General features: G+C 58.0%; 19 protein-coding genes and 1 pseudogene. 8 read left to right on the top strand and 12 right to left on the bottom strand.

What is annotated here, in order from left to right:
- The first annotated feature begins 55 nt into the window (after positions 1-55).
- Entirely contained in the window at positions 56-514 is a 459-nt protein-coding gene (locus A1355_RS13775) for a cupin domain-containing protein (RefSeq protein WP_064029077.1), read from the top strand.
- A gap of 461 nt (positions 515-975) precedes the next feature.
- Positions 976-1,302: pseudogene (locus tag A1355_RS26620) on the top strand (type II toxin-antitoxin system RelE/ParE family toxin).
- Positions 1,303-1,337: 35 nt separating this feature from the next.
- Here A1355_RS26620 and A1355_RS13785 read toward each other — a convergent pair.
- A complete protein-coding gene (locus A1355_RS13785) occupies positions 1,338-1,940 on the bottom strand; it encodes an RHS repeat protein (protein WP_064029081.1) in 603 nt (200 codons plus the stop codon).
- A 33-nt stretch (positions 1,941-1,973) separates the two neighbouring features.
- Here A1355_RS13785 and A1355_RS13790 point away from each other — a divergent pair, with 33 nt between their 5' ends.
- Positions 1,974-2,309: a type II toxin-antitoxin system RelE/ParE family toxin gene (locus tag A1355_RS13790; protein ID WP_197471810.1), complete on the top strand. Its 336-nt coding sequence runs from the start codon at positions 1,974-1,976 to the stop codon at positions 2,307-2,309.
- The gene (locus A1355_RS13795; RefSeq protein WP_064029083.1) at positions 2,306-2,620 is read left to right on the top strand and encodes a hypothetical protein; all 315 of its coding nucleotides are present in this window, start codon (positions 2,306-2,308) and stop codon (positions 2,618-2,620) included. The genes A1355_RS13790 and A1355_RS13795 overlap by 4 nt, the downstream gene beginning before the upstream one ends.
- A gap of 428 nt (positions 2,621-3,048) precedes the next feature.
- On the opposite strand, the gene A1355_RS13800 is transcribed toward A1355_RS13795, so the two are convergent.
- From A1355_RS13800 to A1355_RS13840, 9 genes are all read right to left on the bottom strand, one after another.
- Positions 3,049-3,318: a hypothetical protein gene (locus tag A1355_RS13800; RefSeq protein WP_157197885.1), complete on the bottom strand. Its 270-nt coding sequence runs from the start codon at positions 3,316-3,318 to the stop codon at positions 3,049-3,051.
- Positions 3,319-3,414: 96 nt separating this feature from the next.
- Positions 3,415-4,428, bottom strand: a complete 1,014-nt coding sequence (locus tag A1355_RS25740; protein WP_064029088.1) for an RHS repeat-associated core domain-containing protein — start codon at positions 4,426-4,428, stop codon at positions 3,415-3,417.
- A gap of 179 nt (positions 4,429-4,607) precedes the next feature.
- Entirely contained in the window at positions 4,608-5,681 is a 1,074-nt protein-coding gene (locus tag A1355_RS13810) for a sigma-54 interaction domain-containing protein (RefSeq protein ID WP_064029172.1), read from the bottom strand.
- A 159-nt stretch (positions 5,682-5,840) separates the two neighbouring features.
- A complete protein-coding gene (locus A1355_RS13815; RefSeq protein ID WP_064029090.1) occupies positions 5,841-6,974 on the bottom strand; it encodes an XdhC family protein in 1,134 nt (377 codons plus the stop codon).
- Positions 6,975-6,980: 6 nt separating this feature from the next.
- A complete protein-coding gene (locus A1355_RS13820) occupies positions 6,981-9,233 on the bottom strand; it encodes a xanthine dehydrogenase family protein molybdopterin-binding subunit (RefSeq protein WP_064029092.1) in 2,253 nt (750 codons plus the stop codon).
- Positions 9,230-9,703 (bottom strand): (2Fe-2S)-binding protein, encoded by a 474-nt coding sequence (locus A1355_RS13825; RefSeq protein WP_064029094.1) that lies wholly within the window; start codon positions 9,701-9,703, stop codon positions 9,230-9,232. The genes A1355_RS13820 and A1355_RS13825 overlap by 4 nt, the downstream gene beginning before the upstream one ends.
- Positions 9,704-9,992: 289 nt before the next feature.
- Positions 9,993-10,463, bottom strand: coding sequence for an HAD family hydrolase (locus tag A1355_RS13830; RefSeq protein WP_064029174.1), 471 nt, complete (start codon positions 10,461-10,463; stop codon positions 9,993-9,995).
- A 29-nt stretch (positions 10,464-10,492) separates the two neighbouring features.
- On the bottom strand, positions 10,493-11,752 hold the full coding sequence (locus A1355_RS13835; RefSeq protein WP_064029096.1) for a hypothetical protein: 1,260 nt from the start codon (positions 11,750-11,752) through the stop codon (positions 10,493-10,495).
- Positions 11,749-12,366, bottom strand: coding sequence for an ATP-binding cassette domain-containing protein (locus A1355_RS13840; protein WP_064029098.1), 618 nt, complete (start codon positions 12,364-12,366; stop codon positions 11,749-11,751). The genes A1355_RS13835 and A1355_RS13840 overlap by 4 nt, the downstream gene beginning before the upstream one ends.
- Before the next feature lie 486 nt (positions 12,367-12,852).
- Here A1355_RS13840 and A1355_RS13845 point away from each other — a divergent pair, with 486 nt between their 5' ends.
- Complete coding sequence (locus A1355_RS13845) at positions 12,853-13,050, top strand: DUF6316 family protein (protein WP_064029101.1); 198 nt, start codon at positions 12,853-12,855, stop codon at positions 13,048-13,050.
- Positions 13,051-13,099: 49 nt separating this feature from the next.
- Positions 13,100-13,771: a class II glutamine amidotransferase gene (locus A1355_RS13850; RefSeq protein WP_157197886.1), complete on the top strand. Its 672-nt coding sequence runs from the start codon at positions 13,100-13,102 to the stop codon at positions 13,769-13,771.
- A gap of 170 nt (positions 13,772-13,941) precedes the next feature.
- On the opposite strand, the gene A1355_RS13855 is transcribed toward A1355_RS13850, so the two are convergent.
- Complete coding sequence (locus tag A1355_RS13855; RefSeq protein WP_064029106.1) at positions 13,942-15,576, bottom strand: sulfatase-like hydrolase/transferase; 1,635 nt, start codon at positions 15,574-15,576, stop codon at positions 13,942-13,944.
- 162 nt (positions 15,577-15,738) lie between these two features.
- Here A1355_RS13855 and A1355_RS13860 point away from each other — a divergent pair, with 162 nt between their 5' ends.
- Both A1355_RS13860 and A1355_RS13865 read left to right on the top strand, forming a co-directional pair.
- Positions 15,739-16,857, top strand: a complete 1,119-nt coding sequence (locus tag A1355_RS13860) for a CDP-alcohol phosphatidyltransferase family protein (RefSeq protein ID WP_064029108.1) — start codon at positions 15,739-15,741, stop codon at positions 16,855-16,857.
- Positions 16,857-17,855, top strand: coding sequence for a lysylphosphatidylglycerol synthase domain-containing protein (locus A1355_RS13865; protein ID WP_064029111.1), 999 nt, complete (start codon positions 16,857-16,859; stop codon positions 17,853-17,855). The genes A1355_RS13860 and A1355_RS13865 overlap by 1 nt, the downstream gene beginning before the upstream one ends.
- Before the next feature lie 102 nt (positions 17,856-17,957).
- On the opposite strand, the gene A1355_RS13870 is transcribed toward A1355_RS13865, so the two are convergent.
- Entirely contained in the window at positions 17,958-19,298 is a 1,341-nt protein-coding gene (locus A1355_RS13870; RefSeq protein WP_064029113.1) for a glycoside hydrolase family 5 protein, read from the bottom strand.
- Positions 19,299-19,779 lie beyond the last annotated feature (481 nt).

A 19,779-nucleotide genomic window follows, 5' to 3' on the forward strand; every position in this document is an offset into this window, starting at 1 on the left:
GGCACCCCAAAGCCCACGCCGCCCATTTGTATTCATCAATTCTAAGGAGAAGCGCATGCCGTCGTTAAATCATTCGCGTTGCCGAGTAGGTTGGCTGCTGGTCGCCGGGCTTTGGTTCGCCGGCCCAGCGAACGCCGGCGAACTCGATCCCAAAGCCATCTCGATCAAATTACCGGATCAAATCGACTGGGTCGCCAACCCCGGCGGCTCGGAAACTGCGGTGTTGGTCGGCGATCCGGCCAAACCGGGACTGTACGTGGTGTTGACCAAATGGAAAGCCCACCACAACAGCCAGCCGCATTCGCATCCCAACGATCGCTTCATTACCGTCATCTCCGGTACCTGGTGGGTCGGCACCGGCGGCGATTACCAGCCGGACCAATTAAAACCGGTGCCGGCCGGCAGCTTCGTGACCCACTACGGCAAGGAAGTCCATTACGATGGCGCCAAGGACGAAGACACCGTCTTGCAAATCGTCGGCATCGGCCCGGCGACTTCGACGCCGGCGAAATAAGCATCAACCTGCCGTTAAACCCGCCCAATCGATCTAAGCAGGCTGCCGTCCGGCAATTTGACGAACACTTCGCCGTACAGGCCTTGTTAGACGATCACGGTGTCGCTCAGCAGTTGATCGCCGAATCAGCGCTGGCCGACCGTGGCCACCGCCATTTTATCCAGCGGTTTGGCGGTGAAGTCCAGCGAGACCAGTTTCTCGACAACGACGGCATCCGGTAGAATTTCTAAATGCCAGCTTACGTGCGGATCACCGAGACCCAGTCAGACTCATCATGACAACTCACTATGCAAACTGTTAAACAAATTGTCCACGATATTGCCGACCGCCTGACCGAGCAGCTACCTTTGACGATGCCAAGTATGCCATCTATGTGCGGCAGAAGCTTGAGCAATCGTTACAAGCAGCAGCGGAGGTTAAGGTCACATCGCAGGAAGACATGGAAAAATGCTATCTACATGATGCGAGTTGAATGGTCTGATCTGGCTCGAGACGATCTTGACGTTTTAGTCCGTTACATTAGTCGCGACTCGCCTTTTTATGCCCGACGCTTCGGCCAAAAGATCGTGCTTGCCACGCGACGACTGAAGGCCTTTCCGGAAAGCGGTAGGTAGATTCCAGAAGCTGACGATAAATCGATACGAGAAATTATTGTGCAGAGCTATCGCGTTCTGTACCGTTTGGAATCGAATCGCGTGCTGATTCTTGCCATCGTGCACGGCCGCCGTGATACCGCTGGACACGAGAAAAGCCATGGGACGACGCCTAAAAAGGGTATTCGCGGTTGAACCGAATCCCAAAAGTCGTAAGTGGTCTTTGGGATTTAGAAGATGGTGGCATAACGGTTAGTACATGCGATTGCCGGCCGCGATCGGTTAAAACCTAAGGTGCAATAGGGTTTCAGCATCCTATTTGGCGCACTTTGCCGCGTTGGTACGTTACCCAGCGTGACGGTGGTGCGCCGCGACAGGTCGTCGTAGTGGTAGTTGGCCAGACTGACGGTGCCGTTCTCAAATATATCGGTTGGCCGGTTCAGGGCGTCGTAGGTCGTGGTGACGTAGAACGGGGTGGTTTCCGGCCAGGTGGTGCGGGTACGGTTGCCGGCGGCGTCGACTTGGTAGGACAGGGTTTTGCCGCCCGCGGTGGTGTCGGTCAGACGACCGGCGTTGTCCCAGCTGTAGCTGACCGGCCAGCCGGTTTTGTTGGCGGCGGTGCGCCGTCCAAGCAGATCATAGCTGAAGCCGATATTGTCGGCCGAGGTCGGATAGCTGCGGCTCAGTAGGCGGTTGAGATTGTCATAGCCCAGGTTGACGACTTGACCGCTGCGTTTGCGCAGGCTGGTGACGTTGCTGTTGGCGTCGTAAGCCACCTGTTCAAAGTCGGTCGCCGAGTTTGTGTGACGTATTTGTTGGTGGAATATATTCATTGAATAACAGTAACTCATAGGTTACCATTAGGCATGATTCAGATTCATGAATATACGGATACCAATGGCCGCAGCCCTTTCGCGGATTGGTTTAATGATCTTGATGCGTCTGTTGCCGCCAAGATAGCAACCACGATTATTCGGCTGGAACAGGGGAATTTTTCGAATGCAAAAGGTGTCGGTGCCGGCGTATCAGAATTTCGCATCGATTCTGGACCAGGGTACAGAATTTATTTCGGCAAAGACGGCGAGCGACTGGTGATCCTGCTGGCTGGCGGCACAAAGAAACGGCAACAACAAGACATCGAGAATGCACAATCCAGATGGGCTGATTACAAACAGCGGAAACGCCATAGAGGTGACAAATGACTTTAACCCGCAATTTCAAAGATACTGTGATAGCGCGTATCGGGCAAGATACGGAATTTCGCGACGCATTATTACGAGAAGGGATTGAATGCTTTTTGTCCGGAGATGTGGATACCGGCAAGGCGGTTTTACGAGACTATATCAACGCAACGATTGGCTTTGAGCGACTTGGCGAGGTCACCAATACTCCGCCCAAAAGCCTGATGCGCATGTTTAGCCAGAAAGGCAATCCGCAAGCCAGAAATCTCTTTGCTGTTATCTCTCAGCTTCAAACCCAAAGCGGCATTCACCTTGAAGTCAGAGCGGTGTAATAAGGTTGTTCGGATCGCATAGCCCACCGCTTCGGTAAACATGCGGCGCAATACTGCTTAGCCTATTGGCACCCTACCGATTGCGACTTACGGCCTTGCGGCTGCCATCTGATTTTGCGACGTTATAAGAAGTCGCCGGGTTCAACCGCCGGATGCGGAAAACCGCATGTCCTGTGGTGTGGGAGAGGTGACGGGCGCAATCCAGTCATCCCGACCCGATCGGCCTTAAAAATGGTACGCGGTGCGTACCTTTTGATGTTTTCTCCATCTGGAACGCTTTAAAAATGGTACGCGGTGCGTACCCTACCGGGCTATATGGCGGAACCACGATGCGTTCCGCCTTACGCGGGTTGAAACCCAGGATTTAAACTATGTTTCATGTTCTTAGGCTTAATTTTTACCAATGAAGTACGGATTCAGGATCAAGTTTAAAATGGTACAGCATTAAAAATTGACAATATATTAAATAAAGACTCTATGGCAAGTTCCATACCTCTTTTTAACCCAACCTTTTTTATGAACAATTGATAAATTAAAACAGGAAAAAAAACTAATACAACCATAGCGATTTCTATTGCCGCCAATATAAAGGCAATATTACGAACAATAAGAGACCATGGATTGATGACCAGAATCAGTATGAATACCTGGAAATACATCAAAACTTTTATTTTTGTGGATTTCTGATCGTGGTTCATATTTTTTAACCCATTGAGTCTGGCATGCCTAGCAGTTTGGAAATTACCCTGAGCGCTATTAATAAGCACTGCAGGATAATATTACAATCTTAAATGCTATTTGTAGCTTTTGATTGGCGTAGAAAATGAATTCTTTGTCGAATCAATAAATTGCTGAACTTGATTGTAAGCCCCGCCTAAATTTACATTATAAGCAGGAATAGCTGATGATATGCCTTGACCGGCTGCCTCACCTGCTATTTTCAACTGACTAACTAACCCTAAGCCTCCTAAAGTGTTTACTGTGTTTTGCCCAATTCCTGAAACAACAGCATCAGTTATCAAGGCATTTTGAACTGCGCCAGGGACAGCGCTAATAGCGCTATAAACTGCGACCTCTGATAAATTAATCGTTCCTTTGTTGCCAAAAAACTGGCCAGCGGCATTTCCGGCTCCTCCAATTACAGCCCCCATCCCGGCACCAGCCAATGGAGAGCCAGCCAAATTTGCACCAAACGTTGCTCCGGTAAGTGCACCAAATCCGGCGCCGATAACCCCACCTTTAATTGTGGCATCCCAATCACCGTCAGACTTAATATAAGCCGTACCGGCTCCCGCAATACCCCCAATAACAGCCCCTCCAGCTGCTGCAATTAAATTGGCGGCTTCTCCACTAGGATCGATTCGATTAAACGGATTATTCCCCACATACGCATACAGATTCAAGCCATCCTGATAGCCAATCGGGTCGGTCTGCAAGAACCGGCCGATGACCGGCGAGTACATCCGGGCTTTGTAGTAATACAGGTTGAGCGGGCCGAGCAGCTGTTGGCCGGTGTAGCGGAAGCGGACGCCGGAGGTGGCGTTGGGTTCGCCGAAGGGGCCGTAACTGTAGATCGCGACGGCGTTGCCGGTACTGTTGGCCGCGGCAACGATGCTGCCTTGGTGGTCGCTGTACAGCCAGGTTATGTTGGCGGTGCCGCTGCCTTCGTACCAGACCAAGGGCTCATCGACACCGGGGCCGTGCACGTAACGTCTGAGCAAGCTGCCGGCGCTGTTGTATTCGGCGATCAGCTCGCTGCCGTCGTGGATCAGGTAGGTCAGGACGCCGGCCAGATTGGTTTGGCTCAAGCGGCCGGCGCCGTCGTAGCCTAGGCTGTTGGTCGAGCCGGTTTTGTTGCCGGCGGCGTCGACTTGGTAGGACAGGGTTTTGCCGCCCGCAGTGGTGCCGGTCAGGCAGCGCTTTAATCACATGCGTTTGAATTTCGGACCGTGTTGCCCGGCGAGCACTTTGCACCAATGCCTAACGCTCACTCCCGAGCCTGCGGGTAGGGGGCCGACAATTTACGGGTTCCGCTCGGTAGCATGCCGTAGATGCCCAGTTTGTGGCGCAAGACGTTGCGGCTGATGTCCAGCAGGCGGGCGGCCTGCACCTGGTTTTCCTCGCAAAACTCGAAGGCGGTGCGGATCACGGTTTCCTCAATGATGTCGAACAACTTCGGCGGCGCTTGCTCGCACAAGCGTTGCAGCGCGGTTTCCAGCGAACTGGTGGAGACCGCCGGCCCGGACTGCGGGATTCTGATCCCGGACAGCTTGAAATCCTCGGGCCGCAGGCGATTGCCGGGACAAACCAACAAGGCCCGATGCACGGCGTTTTCCAGCTCGCGAATATTGCCGGGCCAATCGTAATTCAACAGGGTCAGTTCGGTGGCCGGCGACAGTTTGATTTCGTTGTATCCCAGACGCTCGCTGTAGACTTTCAGAAAATGTCTGGCGAGCGGCAGAATGTCGCCGGGCCGCTCGCGCAACGGCAATAATTGGATGGCCGCGACGTTAAACCGGTAATACAGATCGGCGCGAAAATGCGAGGCTGCCACGGCGTCCTCCAGATTGACGTTGGTGGCCGCGATTACGCGAACGTCCACCGGCGACGCCTGGCGGGCGCCGACCTTGACGACTTCCCGCTCCTGTAGCACCCGCAACAGCTTGGCTTGCAACGATAAGGGCAAGTCGCCGACTTCGTCGAGGAACAGACTGCCGCGATTGGCGGTTTCGAACCAGCCGGTTTTGGTTGCGAATGCCCCGGTAAACGCGCCTTTCTCGTAACCGAACAATTCGCTTTCGATCAAATTCTCGCTCAACGCGGCGCAGTTCAAGGCGCCGAACGGTCCTTGCGCGCGCTTGCTTAGCGCATGTATGTGCCGGGCCACCAGCTCCTTTCCGGTGCCGGTCTCGCCTATGATCAATACCGTCGCGTCGCTGGGCGCGATGCGTTCGATATGCTCCAACAAGTGGCGGGACGATGGGTCCTCGAAAACCATCGCGGTAGCGCGCACCGCGCTGGTCTTGGCGCGTTGTTGTTCGTCGAAAGCCAATAGTGTCATGTTTTTTCCCCTGCGCTTTCCGGCGGCGCGGCCGCCGGAAAGTTCGTTTCCTAAAATTCGTATCCGGTCCACGCTCGAACCGTTTCCAACAGACGCCCCCGGCGATGGTCGGCGGCTTGATTCGCCCGCGACCGGCCATGCCCCAGGGTGCCCGTAAAATCAATGCACCATGCTATCGGTTATCGGCGGCGAACCGACTTTACCGGATTTCAGCGTCAAGGCTTGTCCCCGGCGGCCGGTCAATTCCGCGTGTATCCCGGCCATGATCGATACCGCGATTTCGGCCGGCGTTTCGGCGCCGATATCCAAACCGACCGGCCCGAACACGCGATAGGCCAGATGTTCGGCATCTTCGCCCAAGTGCCGCAACAGCCGGTCGCGCCGCCGCGCCGGTCCCAACAAGCCGATAAAGCGAATCCGGCTGCCGCGCAACGCGGCGAGATACCGGCTGTCGTAGTCGATGTGATGCGTCATCAATACCAGGGCCTTGAATTGGCTGAGGTCCAAATGCTCGGCGAGTTGCTCGGGCGGCGACAGGCAAACCTCGTCGGCACTTGTAAACCGCTCCGGTTTGGCGTAGGCCGGCCGGTAATCGACCACCGTCACCCGCCAGCCCAATAATTTGGCGCATTGCACCAACGGCGCGGCATCGTCGCCGCCACCGATCACCAACAAGCGCCAAGGCGGCCGGACCGCATCGTAAAACACTTGAACCCTTGCCGAGTCGATGCGGTGCTCGGTAATTCTCGGTGATTGTTGCAACAAGCTTTGGAGTGCCGACGTCACGAACGGCATTGGCACGCCCGCCAACAGCGGCGGCCAGCCGGCGTCGGGTTCCGTCAGAAATTGGCAGTATCCGGCCGGATATTGGGGATGGTCGGATGTCAACACCGTCAACATCACGCCGGTCGACTGGACATGCGCCGCTTCGGCTATCCGATCGAGCGGATGAAAGTTTTCGCTAGCCGCCAAGCGCTGCAACAGGATGCGCGCCGCGCCATCGCAGCCCATGCCCAAGCCCCACACGTCGTCGCCCAATCCGCGCATGTCGTAGAATACGCACCGGGCGATTCCGGTTTCGAACACCGATTTCGCCTGTTCCAGCAGATCGCGCTCGAAACAACCGCCGCCCAACAGCCCGTCCATCGCGCCGGATCGCTCGATGACCATTCTGGCCCCGGCTTTTCGATAGGTGGAGCCGAAGGTTTCGACCACCGTCGCCAGAACCGCATCCTCGCCCCGTTCCCGAAGCCGCTGGTAAGCCGCGATCAAATGCTGGTGTTTATTGGGCATCCGCCGTCAACTCCAACTCAAATCGGTTTTGCGTAGCGGCAGTTCGCGGACGCGAATGCCGGTGGCGGCGAAAATCGCGTTGCAAACCGCCGGCGCCAGCGGCGGCAAGGCCGGTTCGCCAAGACCGGTGACCGGAAAGTCGGTTTTCAGAAAATGCACGTCGATCTTGGGCGGGGCATCGGCGATGCGGATCATCGGGTAATCGCCGAAATTGCTTTGCACGATGCGACCCTTGTCGATGTCCAGTTCCTGAAACATCAATGCGCCCAAGCCGTCCACCACCGAGCCTTGCACCTGATTCTCCGCGCCGCTCAAATTCACAATCTGCGCGCCGATGTCGGTGGACACCAACACCCGGTCGACTTTCAATTTACCGTCCTTGGACACCGTCACTTCGGCCACCTGGGCAATGTAACCGCGATGGCTGAAATGAAAGGCAATGCCCTGCCCTTGGCCGCGCGGAAATTGTTTCCTGCCCCACTCGGCTTTTTCGGCGACGTGGAGCAACACATGCTTCATCCGGTTGACGTCGTAAGGAATGCCCTGCTCGCCGGTGCCTGGCAGAAAGCCCTTGTCGCCAAGCAACTCCAGCCGGAACGCCAACGGGTCCTTAGCGGCGGCATGCGCCAATTCGTCGATAAAGCTATGAAACACCCAGGCCAATACGTTGCTGCGCGGCGCCCGCCACGGCCCCATCGGGATGCCGCATGCCAAGGCCGTGTGTTCGATACGGCAGTTAGGCACCCAGCGCCCTGGAAACTCGTCGCCGGACAAATTGGCGCCGGCGCCGAGTTCGACGACCGGCTTGCCGTCTTTGAACACCGGGTGCGAAAAGGTGACGAAATGATTGTGCCAGGCGCTGAGCTTGCCGCTGTCGTCCAGGCCGCCGCGCAAGAAATGAAAGCCGCCGGCCCGGTATTGGTCGTGCCGCAGATCGTCCTCGCGGGTCCAGGTCAGTTTGACCGGGCCGTTAACGCGCTGGGCAATCGCCGCCGCTTCGATGATGTAATCAGGAATTAAGCGCCGGCCGAAACCGCCGCCGCTACGGGTAATGTGCAGCGTGATTTTGTCCTTGGGGATACCGAGCACTTCGGTGATGATCCTTTGCCCGGCTTCCGGATTTTGCGTCGGCGCCCAGATTTCGATACCGTCGTCCTTAAACCAGGCGGTGGCGTTTTGCGGCTCGATGCTGGCGTGCGAAATAAACGGGTACACATATTTCGCCTCGACTGTTTTGGCGGCGCCGGCTAACGCGGCTTCGACGTCGCCATCGTTACGCAGCACTTCCCCGGCCGGTTGACGATACAACGACTCAGCTTGTGCGGCAAAGCCTTTCCAACTTTGTTGAGCCACCTGACCTTCGTTCCATACCACCTGCAACTGTTTTCCGGCGTCGATCGCGGCCCAGGTCGAGTCGGCGATAATCGCCACGCCGGGCAGCAAGCCCTTCAGATTGGCGGTGCCTTCGATCACGAAAGCATCGCGAACACCGGGCAGTTTTTTGATGTCGGCCAAATTGACGCTCGCGACCTGACCGGCGAACGCCAGCGATTTGACGTAGCTCGCGTAGAGCAAACCGGGCAGTTGCACGTCGATGCCGAACAAAGGCTGACCGGTGACGATGGCCCGGTTATCGACGCCGCCGATACGGGTGCCGAGCAAGCGAAATTCCTGAGGGTCCTTTAATTTGACCTGATCGGCCGGCGGCACCGGCAGCTTGGCGGCGAGCGGCGCCAATTTGGCGTAGGACAAACGTTTACCGCTGGGCAAATGATGCACCGCGCTGTCGCGGGCCACCAAGGCGTCGGTCGGCAATTTCCAAGTCAACGCGGCAGCCTGGACCAACATGGTTCTGGCGGTGGCGCCGAGTTTATGGAATTCTTCGTAATTGGTCGGCGTAGAGCGTGAGCCGCCGGCGCTCTGGCTGCCGTAGATCGGATCGAGATCACCCTGGACGATATTCACGTCTTGCCAAGCCACTTCCAGTTCCTCGGCAATCACCATCGGCAACGAGGTCTTGATACCCTGGCCGATTTCCGGCTGCTTGCTGGTCAAGGTCACCCGGCCGTCCGGCGCTATGCGGATAAAGGCATTGGGGCGAAACTCGCCCGCCGCCTCGGGCGCGCCCGGCTTGGCAACACCCCGGCCCGCGCCGCTGGAGGCGTCAAAGTAAAAACCCAACACCAAGCCGGTGCCGGCGACGGCGGAGGTTTTCAAGAAGTCCCGGCGAGCCGGATTGATCGGCGTATCGACGGTCATACCGCCCCCTGTGCCGCCAATTCGGCCGCGCGATGGATGCCCGCGCGGATGCGCAAATAAGTACCGCAACGGCATAGATTGCCATCCAGCGCCGCATCGATTTCGCTATCGCTGGGCTGGGGCGATTTCTTTAACAACGCAGCGGCGGTCATGATTTGCCCGGCCTGGCAATAGCCGCATTGCGGGACGTCCAGTTCTTGCCAAGCGATTTGCAACGGATGGTCGCCATGCGCGCTCAAGCCTTCGATGGTCGTGACCCGCCGCTGGCCGACCTCGGCAATCGGCGTGATGCAAGCACGGGTGGGCACGCCATCCAGATGCACGGTGCAGGCGCCGCATTGGCCGACGCCGCAGCCGTACTTGGTGCCGACCAGATGGAGCTGGTCGCGCAGTATCCAGAGCAGCGGCACATTCCCGGCGGATTCCACGGTCGCCGCCGCGCCGTTTACGTTGATAAGGTATTGACTCATGATTCAAAAGTGGCCGTTGGCTTGATCGGTGCGCCGCCGACTCGGCGGCATTGCACGCGTGAAGCAGATTTTGTACCGAAATGAGCGCTCTACCCCACTAGTCAGGTTTCCGCAGCCATTTTCGGCGCATCGTCGGCTTCAACGCTCGACAGGAATCGGTGGAGACATGCTCGGTTTTCAGCATTAATTGCTCGATCGCTGTTGGCTTGGCAGCAAGAAAGTCGCTTTCGACTTCAATGCAAAACCCGCGATCGGTGCTATCCGGTCCGGATGGATCGGCCGATTCCAGCTAAGAACGCAAACTCGCGATTAAGCGTTTGGGTTGGCGCAACAAATCCAGGGCGTCCAGGATGCCGGGCGCGACCAGGTCGGCGTTTGCCAACGTTTCCGCGTCCAGGCCTTCTTTTTGTAACAACGCGATGCCGACTGCCGCCGCCCCTAACATTTTCCGGTCGTTGCGACCGTTGCCGAACGCGACGACCGATTCGGCGCCCAGTGTTCGCAACAAGGCCAATTTGGTTTCTGCCTGTCGTTCGGTCGGGGCGATTGTCAGCTCAACCGGCAAGTCGGCCAGTTCGGCGCGGGCCAGGCCGAAGGTGTCGGCGGTGATGACGTGGATTTTCACGACGGCCGCCAAGGCAACCAAGGCATCGGCAACTCCGGGCAGCAGCCGGCCATCCAACGCCAGCGTGCCGTTGTAATCGGAAACGATACGAGCAATACGTAGATCGGCAAAGCCGGGGATGTTGATTTCAAGCACGATAACCTCTTGGTTGGCTGGTTTAACTATCAAATGATGGAATCGCCGATCACCCACAGCCGGGCGCCGGCCAGGAAGATCGCGGCGGCATACAGTTTGGACAGCAGAGGCGGCCGGTGCGCGGCGCTGTTTGCATAGCGGCAGGCCAACCCGGTCAGCGCGACCGCGCCCAGTATCGGCAAGATCGCGGCGCGCGGGCCGAGAATCGGGAGCAGCATCGCCAACGCCGCCGGTTCCAGAACCAGGAACACAGCCTGAACCACCGCCAGGTCCGCCAGCAGCAGTTGCCGGGGCCGGATGCCCAACGACGTGAGTACCGGCAACATCGGCAGGCGGGCGCGGCGCAAGATCAGCATCAATCCGGCGCATTGCCAAAGCAGCGGCACCATGCTAGCCAGTAGCAGCCACAATGCGACCGAGTCGTGCAAGCCCAGTGGCCGCCAATGATCGCCAAACCAGACGATGGCGCCGGCGTAAGCCAGCAACGGCAGGCGGGCCAGCAATACACCGGGTTGCAGCAAGGCGCGCAAATTGAGTTTCAGCAAATTCCGAGCCGCCGATTCGCTGCTCAGCGCCGGCCGCTTCCAGCCGATTTCGCGCCGGGCCGGACGCAACGCGGCCGATAGAAACGCCGCGAAACGGTCGGCGGCTAGCGGTCCCGCGATTAAGTTCAGCAGGCCGACCGCCGCCGGCAGGCCCGCCGCAATCGATTGCACCGTGGCCAACGACAGCACGAAGATCGACCATGCCGCCAAATTTCGACCGCGCAACAGGCGTTGCTGCATCAGCGGGAGTTGTAGCGCCAAACCCGCCGCCAGAGCGGCCTGGAATGGCAAATCGGATGGCGATATGCGCAGTTCGATCTGGTGCGCCGCGAACGGCAACAGCAGCGGCAAATCGGCGATCGTCAGTACCGCTAAATCCACGCCGCTTTCCCAACGCCGAATGCCGGTTTGGGTCGATAAATAGCGCCAGTGTTCCGCGCCGGACAGGGCCGAACCTTGTAAGGAACTCCAGGCGAAGGCCAAGCCGGCAAAACCTATCCATATCGCTGCCGCGTCGGCGCCGGCCAGCAAGCGGTCAACCGGCGATGCCAGGACTTGGATTTGCGCGGCTAGAGGCATCGAGGCGGGGGAAAGTATCAGCGTGGTCAACAGCAGCATTTGCCAACGGCGGACCAACAGTTTTACCGTGACCTCGGCATAAAATCGCAGACGCCAGGCCAATAGGCGACGAAACGGGCCGAGACTCCCGCCGACAAACGACACGGCGCCCGTGTTCTCACTCACGATAGCGTCAGGCAATGTTCGGCGTGGATGCCGAAATCGCGGTGTTGGCCGCTGTCGTGGCAGGTCATCAGTACCAAGCATCGCTCGGATCGCCGGCGTATTTCGGCCTGCAACGCGACTAACGATGCACGGTCCAGCGCGTTGCTGGGCTCATCCAACAGCAGCAGTGCGGCGTCGGCGGCTAGTGTGCCGGTCAGCATGAATTTGCGCGCGGTACCGAGCGACATGTGGTCGAAACGGGTATGCAGATGTTCGTGCAAGCCAAACTCGGCCAATAACCGGCGCTCCGTTTGCGACCGCCAGTCGGGGCGAATCGAGCGCAAAAAATCCAACCATTCCCGCCCGTCCAGAAACGGAAAAATCGGGCAATCAGCCGGACAATAGCTGAGCCGGCTTTTCGCCAGCGCCGCTTCGCTGGATAAACGGGCCCCGCCTATCCAAACCTCACCGCCGTCCGGCTCCAACGCGCCGGCCAGCAACGCCAACAGCGTCGATTTACCGACGCCGTTGGCTCCGGCTATCAAATAGCTGCCGGCGGCCGGCCAACGCTGGTGGAAATTGGCGATCACCCGCTTGCCTGGAAAGTGTTTGGACAAACCTGCGGCGATCAGCATGGGGACGTTGCGACCGCGTAATGGCTTGGACGGCACTCCGCCCTAGCCTGATTATCGGCTAACGCGCTGCGTGTCGGACTGAATTTCGCACTCATCCGCTTGGACACCAACCCGGATCGACGTTCTGTTTCAAAATCATGGTTCTTATCGAAATACTCTTTTGGCTCTGATCGGATCGCTCTGGCGAAATTCGTGCCAGCCATCGCCTGAATCCGGCAAGCTTGGCGGGCAACGCCTACATGACCGGATACGCTGCAATCGGTTCAACCCTTGCTGCTTGCCTGCTGCCGGATAGACAGCGCCTCGGCGCGGCGCGACCAGGTCCTGGCTGGAAACCTGCGTCACGCCAACCGCTCGCGCCTTGGGTGCCGCTGAATTCGGGCATCAACCCTGAAGGCGACTCAGCACAGCGAGCCGGCACGCTTACTGCTTTATCGGATTATCCGCGCCAGCGCGCCAACCCAGGTGTTTTGCCGAGAATCGCCCATGTTTAAAACCGAACGCATTTTCCCGACCAGAAATCCAGACACCGGCGCGACTGTTTGGTTTTTTCTGACTCGAGAAGGCCGCGAGGGACCCTTTTCGTCGGAAGGCGAGGCGCGGCAAAAATTGGAGGCGTTTATCGATCGCCAGTTGAACAACCCAAAACGCATACCGCGAACCCGCTTTTTACGGGCAATTTGAGGTCATTTAATTGATCTAACCATCTTTTTTGTTTTACCGGAAAAACCTGATGTGCCTGATTATTCATAAACCCAAAGACGCAAAAATCGACTTGGACTTGCTACACTCCGCCTGCCTGTATAACCCGCATGGCTATGGTCTGATGGCGTTTACCGGCCACCAGAAAATCAGCGTCGTCAGAGATCAACACACCGATTTCGACGCATTGCGCCGCGCCTACCGCCATTTTGCCCGCCACGAATGTGTGATTCATCTGCGCTTGCGGACCCGCGGACACGTCAACACGATCAATACCCACCCGTTTCGGGTAACCGATTCGATTTACATGGCCCACAACGGCACCCTGGATATCAACTGCCGGATTCCCGGCCGCTCGGACAGTTGGCACATGGCCCACGACATATTAAGTCCGCTGCTGCAACGTAATCCGAAATTGATCCACAACCGCGATTTTCAAAACTATGTTGCCGGCAAGATCGGCACGCATAACCGGTTGGTATTCATGGATGCCGATCAACAAAAGGCGATCATCATAAACAAATCGCTGGGCGTCGATTATCAGGATGTCTGGCTAAGCAACACCCGCTGGTTCGACGCGGCTCGCTTCGGCTTGCCGGCGCCGGTTGCCTGCTGTCATCCGAACCACAGCGCCGCGTGCGCGAAATTGAACCTGCTCGGCGAGCGCTTCGCTCGGAAACTGGGTTGCGGCGTGGCGCACTAAGCGGTTTTTCCGTCGGCGCGTTCACCGTCAAAACACGCACAGGCCGAATCAGCGAAGCACATCCGACCATCCGGGTGGATTGGGGCGTATCGCTAAACCACTATCAAAGCCGCCTGCTCTACTGAAATCCAGTCAGTGCGCCAGCAGCATCTGCTGGTTGTTCAACAACGTTATTCGCGCTCGCCGCTAAACGACTTCAGCCAATGCGCGCGCAGTGTCTCCATCCCTTCCACCGGCGCGGCCGGATCGGGCAAAATGCCCGGCGACCAGTGCCAGTCTTTCGCTGCCGCGACCAGTACCGGATCGCGGCTGATCAAATGCGCCGGCACGTCGCGGCTGGCCGAATCGCCGCTGACGAAGGACAGTGGCTGGTGGTCGCCGACGATCAGCAACACCAAACGGTCGTCGCCGAATTCGAGCACAAACGAAATCAAGGTTTCCAGACTATACGCGACGGCTTGACAATACTGGTCGCGGATGCGTTCCGTGCTTTGCCAGACCGTTTCCGGCGCGTCGCCGCGTCGCGCTTGCGCGAAGATTTCGCCGTCGCCGACCGCTTGCCAATCGACAAGCACCGGCAGCGGCGTCCACGGCGCGTGCGAGGAAATCAGCGCGATCTCGGCCATCAGCGGCACGCGCTGGCCCGGCCCGAGTTCAAAACGCCCCAGCGCCGCCAAGGTATATTGATCCGGCATCGTGATCCAATTGAACGGCGGCCCGCGATAACCCAAGTCTTGCGCTGCGTAGATTTTGTCGTACCCAAAGTATTCGCCTTGCGGCCAAGCCATCGTGTGCGCCGGTTGCACCGCGACGGTCCGCCATCCCGCGCGCCGAAACCAGCGGTTCAGCGAAACGTGCCGGCTCATCACCAGCCGGTCGTAACGGCTTTGGTTGTCGATCCGCAGTCCCGACAGCAGGCTGCCGTGCGCCAGCCAACTGATGCCGCCGTAGGTTGGCGAAGTCAGATAGGCGCTGGCCGTGTGCCAACCGCGTTCGGTCAAGCGCTTCTGGCCGCGCGCCAGCAAAGGCCGTATCCGTTCGGCGTAGTCGGCGCGGTCCAGCACCGTGCGGCCGTAGGATTCGACGAACACCAGCAGAACGTCCCTGCCACGCAGCTTGGCAAGCAGTTCGGCGTCGGGAATGCCGCTAGCCGGATCGTCCGCCAACTGGCGCTGGAAATCCTCGGCGTCGGCAAGACTATGACAAATGGAGTGACCATGAATCGCCAATAAGTCGGTCAGCGGTTGCGTGGCGAATGGGACGCCGACTAGCCGCATGCCCAGCCAGAGCGCGCTACCCGCCGCCAGTAACGCGATTCCGCGTCCCGGCGCGCGCCGCAATTGGCCTTGCACGCCCGCCAGCAAGCGATGCGCGAACAGCAGTAAACCCACCGGCAGCGCCAACAGTAACGCCACGACCGAGGCCGCGCCCACGCTGCCCAAACTACCGGCCAACCAATGCCAGCCGTCCGCTGGAAAGCGGTAGTCCAACACCGGATTGAACGGCCGGCCGAAGGCTTGATCGGTCGCGATGTCGGCCAGTTTTAAACATAGCGCGGCGACGATGACCAGGCTCGCCAAGCGGCAGACCCTGCGGCCCCAGGCGCCGGCCGGATAAAGCGCCAAACCCAGCAACACCAGCTCCAGCGGCAAGCCGAACCAGGTGCCGGCGAACCAGTCGCCCAACCGGTTGGGCAAAACCATAACCCACCACAGCAGGGCCCAGGCCGGCAAACCGCCGAGAACCGGCGCGGATTTGCGCGCGCCGAACAAGGCGGAGGAATCAGATTTGGCAAATAAGGTCATGTCGAAACAAAGGTCAGAGCAAGGCAAGCAGCAAAGCAACATTGATGCCCATCCCAAAAGTCGGCACGCCACGTGCTTGCTTTTGGCGACAAGTCGCCATTGGTCAGAAAGCACTGCCCTTCGCGCCGAATCGTCGCCACCGTTTTATTACCCTGTACCATCATGTCCGATTCGCCAGAACCGATACTCCGCAAGTTAAACCGGGAACTAAACCGCTTATCGCTATTCGCCGTCGCCGGCTTTCTAATCGGCTTCGCCGGTCTGGCGGTGGCCGGCGGCTGGTGTGCGGCCGGCGTCTGGCTGGCGCAAGCCGGCGCCGGTTTGTGGTTGATCCGGCAGACCGCCCGGCGACGCTTGGCCTTGAACCGCTTAAATCCGCGCACGCCGCTGTATCGCAACCTCGGCTGGGGTAATCGCCTGACGCTGTTGCGCGGGGCATTGATCGCGGCCACCGGTGGCTGCTTGTTTTCAGATCCCACCGCGCCGGCCAATCCGTGGCTGCCGGCATTGTGCTACACGCTGGCCGCGCTGCTGGACCGTTACGACGGCTATGCGGCGCGGCGCTCGGGCCGGGTCAGCCTACTCGGCGCCGAATTGGACCTTCACTTCGACGCACTGGGTTTGCTGATCGCGCCGCTGCTGGCCGTGCAATGGCAACGCCTGCCTACCGGTTATTTGCTGCTGAGTTTGGCGTTTTACCTATACCGCTGGCTGCTGCAAGCCCGCGTTCGGCGCGGATTGCCGACATTTCCGTTGCCCGACAATCCACTGCGACGGACGCTGGCCGGCTTTCAGATGGGCTTTGTGGCGCTGACGCTGTGGCCCGTGCTCGAGCCGGCGTTCAGCCGTCAGGTCAGCACGGCCTTCATGCTGCCGGTGCTGTTCGGCTTCGTCGCCGACTGGCTGGTCGCCAACGGCCGCTGTACGGCACGGACTTACACGCAAATCGGCGAACTCGCCGACCGGACGGCGCTGCCGGGCTTGCGCATCGGCCTGATTTTGGCATTGACCTTGGCCGGCGGGTTCGAGCGGACCGAGGCCGCCGGCCTTAGCGTCGCGCTGGCTTGGTCGGCATCGATTTTACTCGCCGTCGGTTGCGCCGGGCGGCTCGGCGCGTTGGCGATACTGCTGTTGTTCGGCGGCGGCTGGTTGAGCGTAGCGCAACCTGCGCTAGGGCTTGCCATTCTGTTCGCCGCCAGTTGGTTGCTGTTGCTCGGTACCGGCCGCTACAGCCTGAGCCGCTGGGGCGAAGCCTGGTTGCAACGTTACGTCGGCGCCTGATGCCGAGATTCTCCGGCTTCAAGCGATTGCTTTGGCCGTTGGCTCTGGCGCTACTGGCTTGGGTGATAACACAGTTGCCGCTGGCCGCGCTGGCAAGGGCATTCGGCCCAGTGACACTGTCGCAAGCCTTGCTCTGGGGACTACTGAATCTGGTGATCGCGCTATTGGCGACCGGCCGCTGGTGGCTGTTTTGCCGGTGCTGCGCGGTGCCGATCCGCTATTGGCCGCTGCTGATCGTGCGCCAGGCTGGGCAAGCCGTCAGCTTTATCACGCCCGGCCCGCAATTCGGCGGCGAGCCGCTGCAACTTTACTGGCTATGCCGGCGCGGTGATGTGCCGGCAACTCAGGCGGTGTTGGCCTTGGGCTTGGATCGCGGGTTCGAGTTATGGATCAACTTCGCGGTGTTAGCGGCGGTACTGGTGGCTTTGCAATTGCCGGCCGGAGATTTCGCCGGCCACCGGCAACTTGGTCTGGTTTTGCTTGGCGCGGCGTTATTCGCTTTGCCGCTGCTGGCAACATTGGCAACTCGTCATCGGACCGCACTCGGTCACATCGGGCGAAAGCTGGTACATGCCTGCCGTTTGCCAGCGTCCGCCCCAGCACCACCCGAGGGTTTCGTCAGCGCCGGTAGCGGCTTCGATATTCCAGCCGCGAGCGCGGCTTTGATCTTGTCGCTAGCCGGCTGGGCCGGGCTGCTGGCGGAACTGCGGTTGTTGCTGCATCTGTTGGGACTGCCTGTGGATACCGCATCGTTTCTGACCGTGCTGGCCGCGCTACGTTTGGCGATTCTGTTGCCGCTGCCCGGCGGCATAGGCACCTTGGAAGCCGGCGTGTTGTGGGCCTTTCAAACCAACGGCTGGCCCGCAGAAGCCGCGGCCGGCCTGATCGCATTGACCCGCTTGCGCGACCTTGCCGCCTTGGCGGTCGGATTCTGCTGCTTAAAGCTGGGATCCGGCGGCAAACCGGGTGGCGATGCTGGGAAGATGGATCAATTTTAGCGGTCTGCTTGAGGTGGCTCGAGTGGTGCCGGCAACGCTGGCGTTTCAACACGGTGGATAGTTGCGATCAAACGATTTGAATTACGCTGATATCTCAAGATTTTAATTCTCGACGATACGTTTTCGTTTTGAAGGTTGGCTGTGTTTGAATTTAGTCGAAAAGGCTTTAGTGGGATGCTTCAGGTGTCGGCCCTTGGTGACTTTTTTCATCGCGTCGATAACGATCGGGTTTGGCGAAAAAAATTCCGGCGTATTCCATTGACTCCATTTGTACTTGATAGTATTTAAATCATCGGTATCAATATTGGCGATATTGCCGTTTTGCATGACTGTATTGTACATGCCCCAGTTATTACGGCCCAACACCTTATAAGACCAAGTTGTCCAGTGGGCGCGGGATTCAGTAAATTTTTTAAGTCCGTAACTCCAGGATTCGGCATTGCCGAACAGCGTGAATTCGCCGATAAAATGCGGCACGTTATATTTGGCGCCCCAGATATTGGCATCCTTAATCCAACCATCCACCGATTTTTTCATTACCGAGAAATCATCATTATTTTGCCACTGGTAATAATGCAGAGAATATACAACGTTACGCCAATGTTTCTCGCGGGGATTGGGAAGCGTATTCCACCACCAGATAGCCTCCATAATGATGATATGGTCGGGATCGATCTTGCGGATAGCGTGGTACAGGCGGTCGTAAATGTGAATTACCCCGGAGCCCATCGGGCCGGGAAAGGTCTCGGAGGGCTCGTTCAGCAGATCGTATCCGGCGACGGCGGCATTGCCTTTAAAACGCTTGGCCAGGGTTCTCCAAAATTCAAGCAATTGCTTTTGATAGAGAGGACTGGAATAAAGTAGAGAGCCGTTTTGCCGGCCGGAATGATGGGTTCCATTTTGCGAGCCCGGCGCGCCATGCAAATCGAGGATGGTGTAAAGCCCATGCTCCAGCGCCTTGTTTACGGTCCATTCGATCCGCGATAAATCGATCGCGCCTGAACGATCCCGCCGCCAGTTGCCTTTGTCGTCCATATGGTTAAGTACATAGATTGGCAGACGAATACAATTCAGGCCGGCTTTGGCGATATTATTAAAATCAATTTCGGTAATCCAGGAATCCCAATAAGCGTTGTATAAGTCCCAAACCGCATCCTTGCCAAAACGACTGGCCAATATATTGCGCGCATCCCATTCATTTTCCGCGCCGGCTAACGGCGACATCCAGGGTTCATGCATTTTCCAGCCACCCAGATTGGTGCCGTACAGAAAAACTTTTTTACCTTTGCCGTGATTATCCCTGATATATCTGCCATCCACTTTCAGGAAATCCGACGCGGAATAACATAATGGCAAAAAAGCCGTCAGCGTAGTGAATAAAATGAATAAATTAATCAACACTTGACGAAAAATTAATTTCGTTTTGATACTAGGTTTTTGCAAGTTTGGCTTCCTCGGAAGTGCCGATTTCGTCGCCGCCTACCAGCGACAGACATATTGCAGACGCCGAGTCGGTTTCGTCGGTAGGCCAACCGATTTGAAGTGTTGGGTGTGAGACGGTGCGATGGCGCCGTTGGACTGACCATGACAATTCCAGGGCGCTAGGCGGGTAGGAACGTTTGAAATCGGTCCTGTTATCGCGGGCGTTTAGATTTAGGCCATAGTCTTCGGAAGCATTCGAGACAAGCTTGTCGAAGCTTGACCTTGCGCACCCTTGGGCAAATTCAATACTCAAGGGGAAACTCGCCGAACGGGGAATAAGGGAACATTTTTTGTTTTTGCCTGACAGCTTATTGGCCTTTGTCTGTCATCGCAAATTTAATTGATGTCGCTGTCCGGGGCGGCGTTGATCGTTGATCGTCAGGAGGGCAAAACGACGGGCTTAAACGGCGCCGGCTATTTCAATTGCTTCGCGGCCGATTTG

The sequence above is a fragment of the Methylomonas koyamae genome (assembly GCF_001644025.1).
In the GTDB taxonomy this organism is placed as follows: Bacteria; Pseudomonadota; Gammaproteobacteria; order Methylococcales; family Methylomonadaceae; genus Methylomonas; species Methylomonas koyamae_A.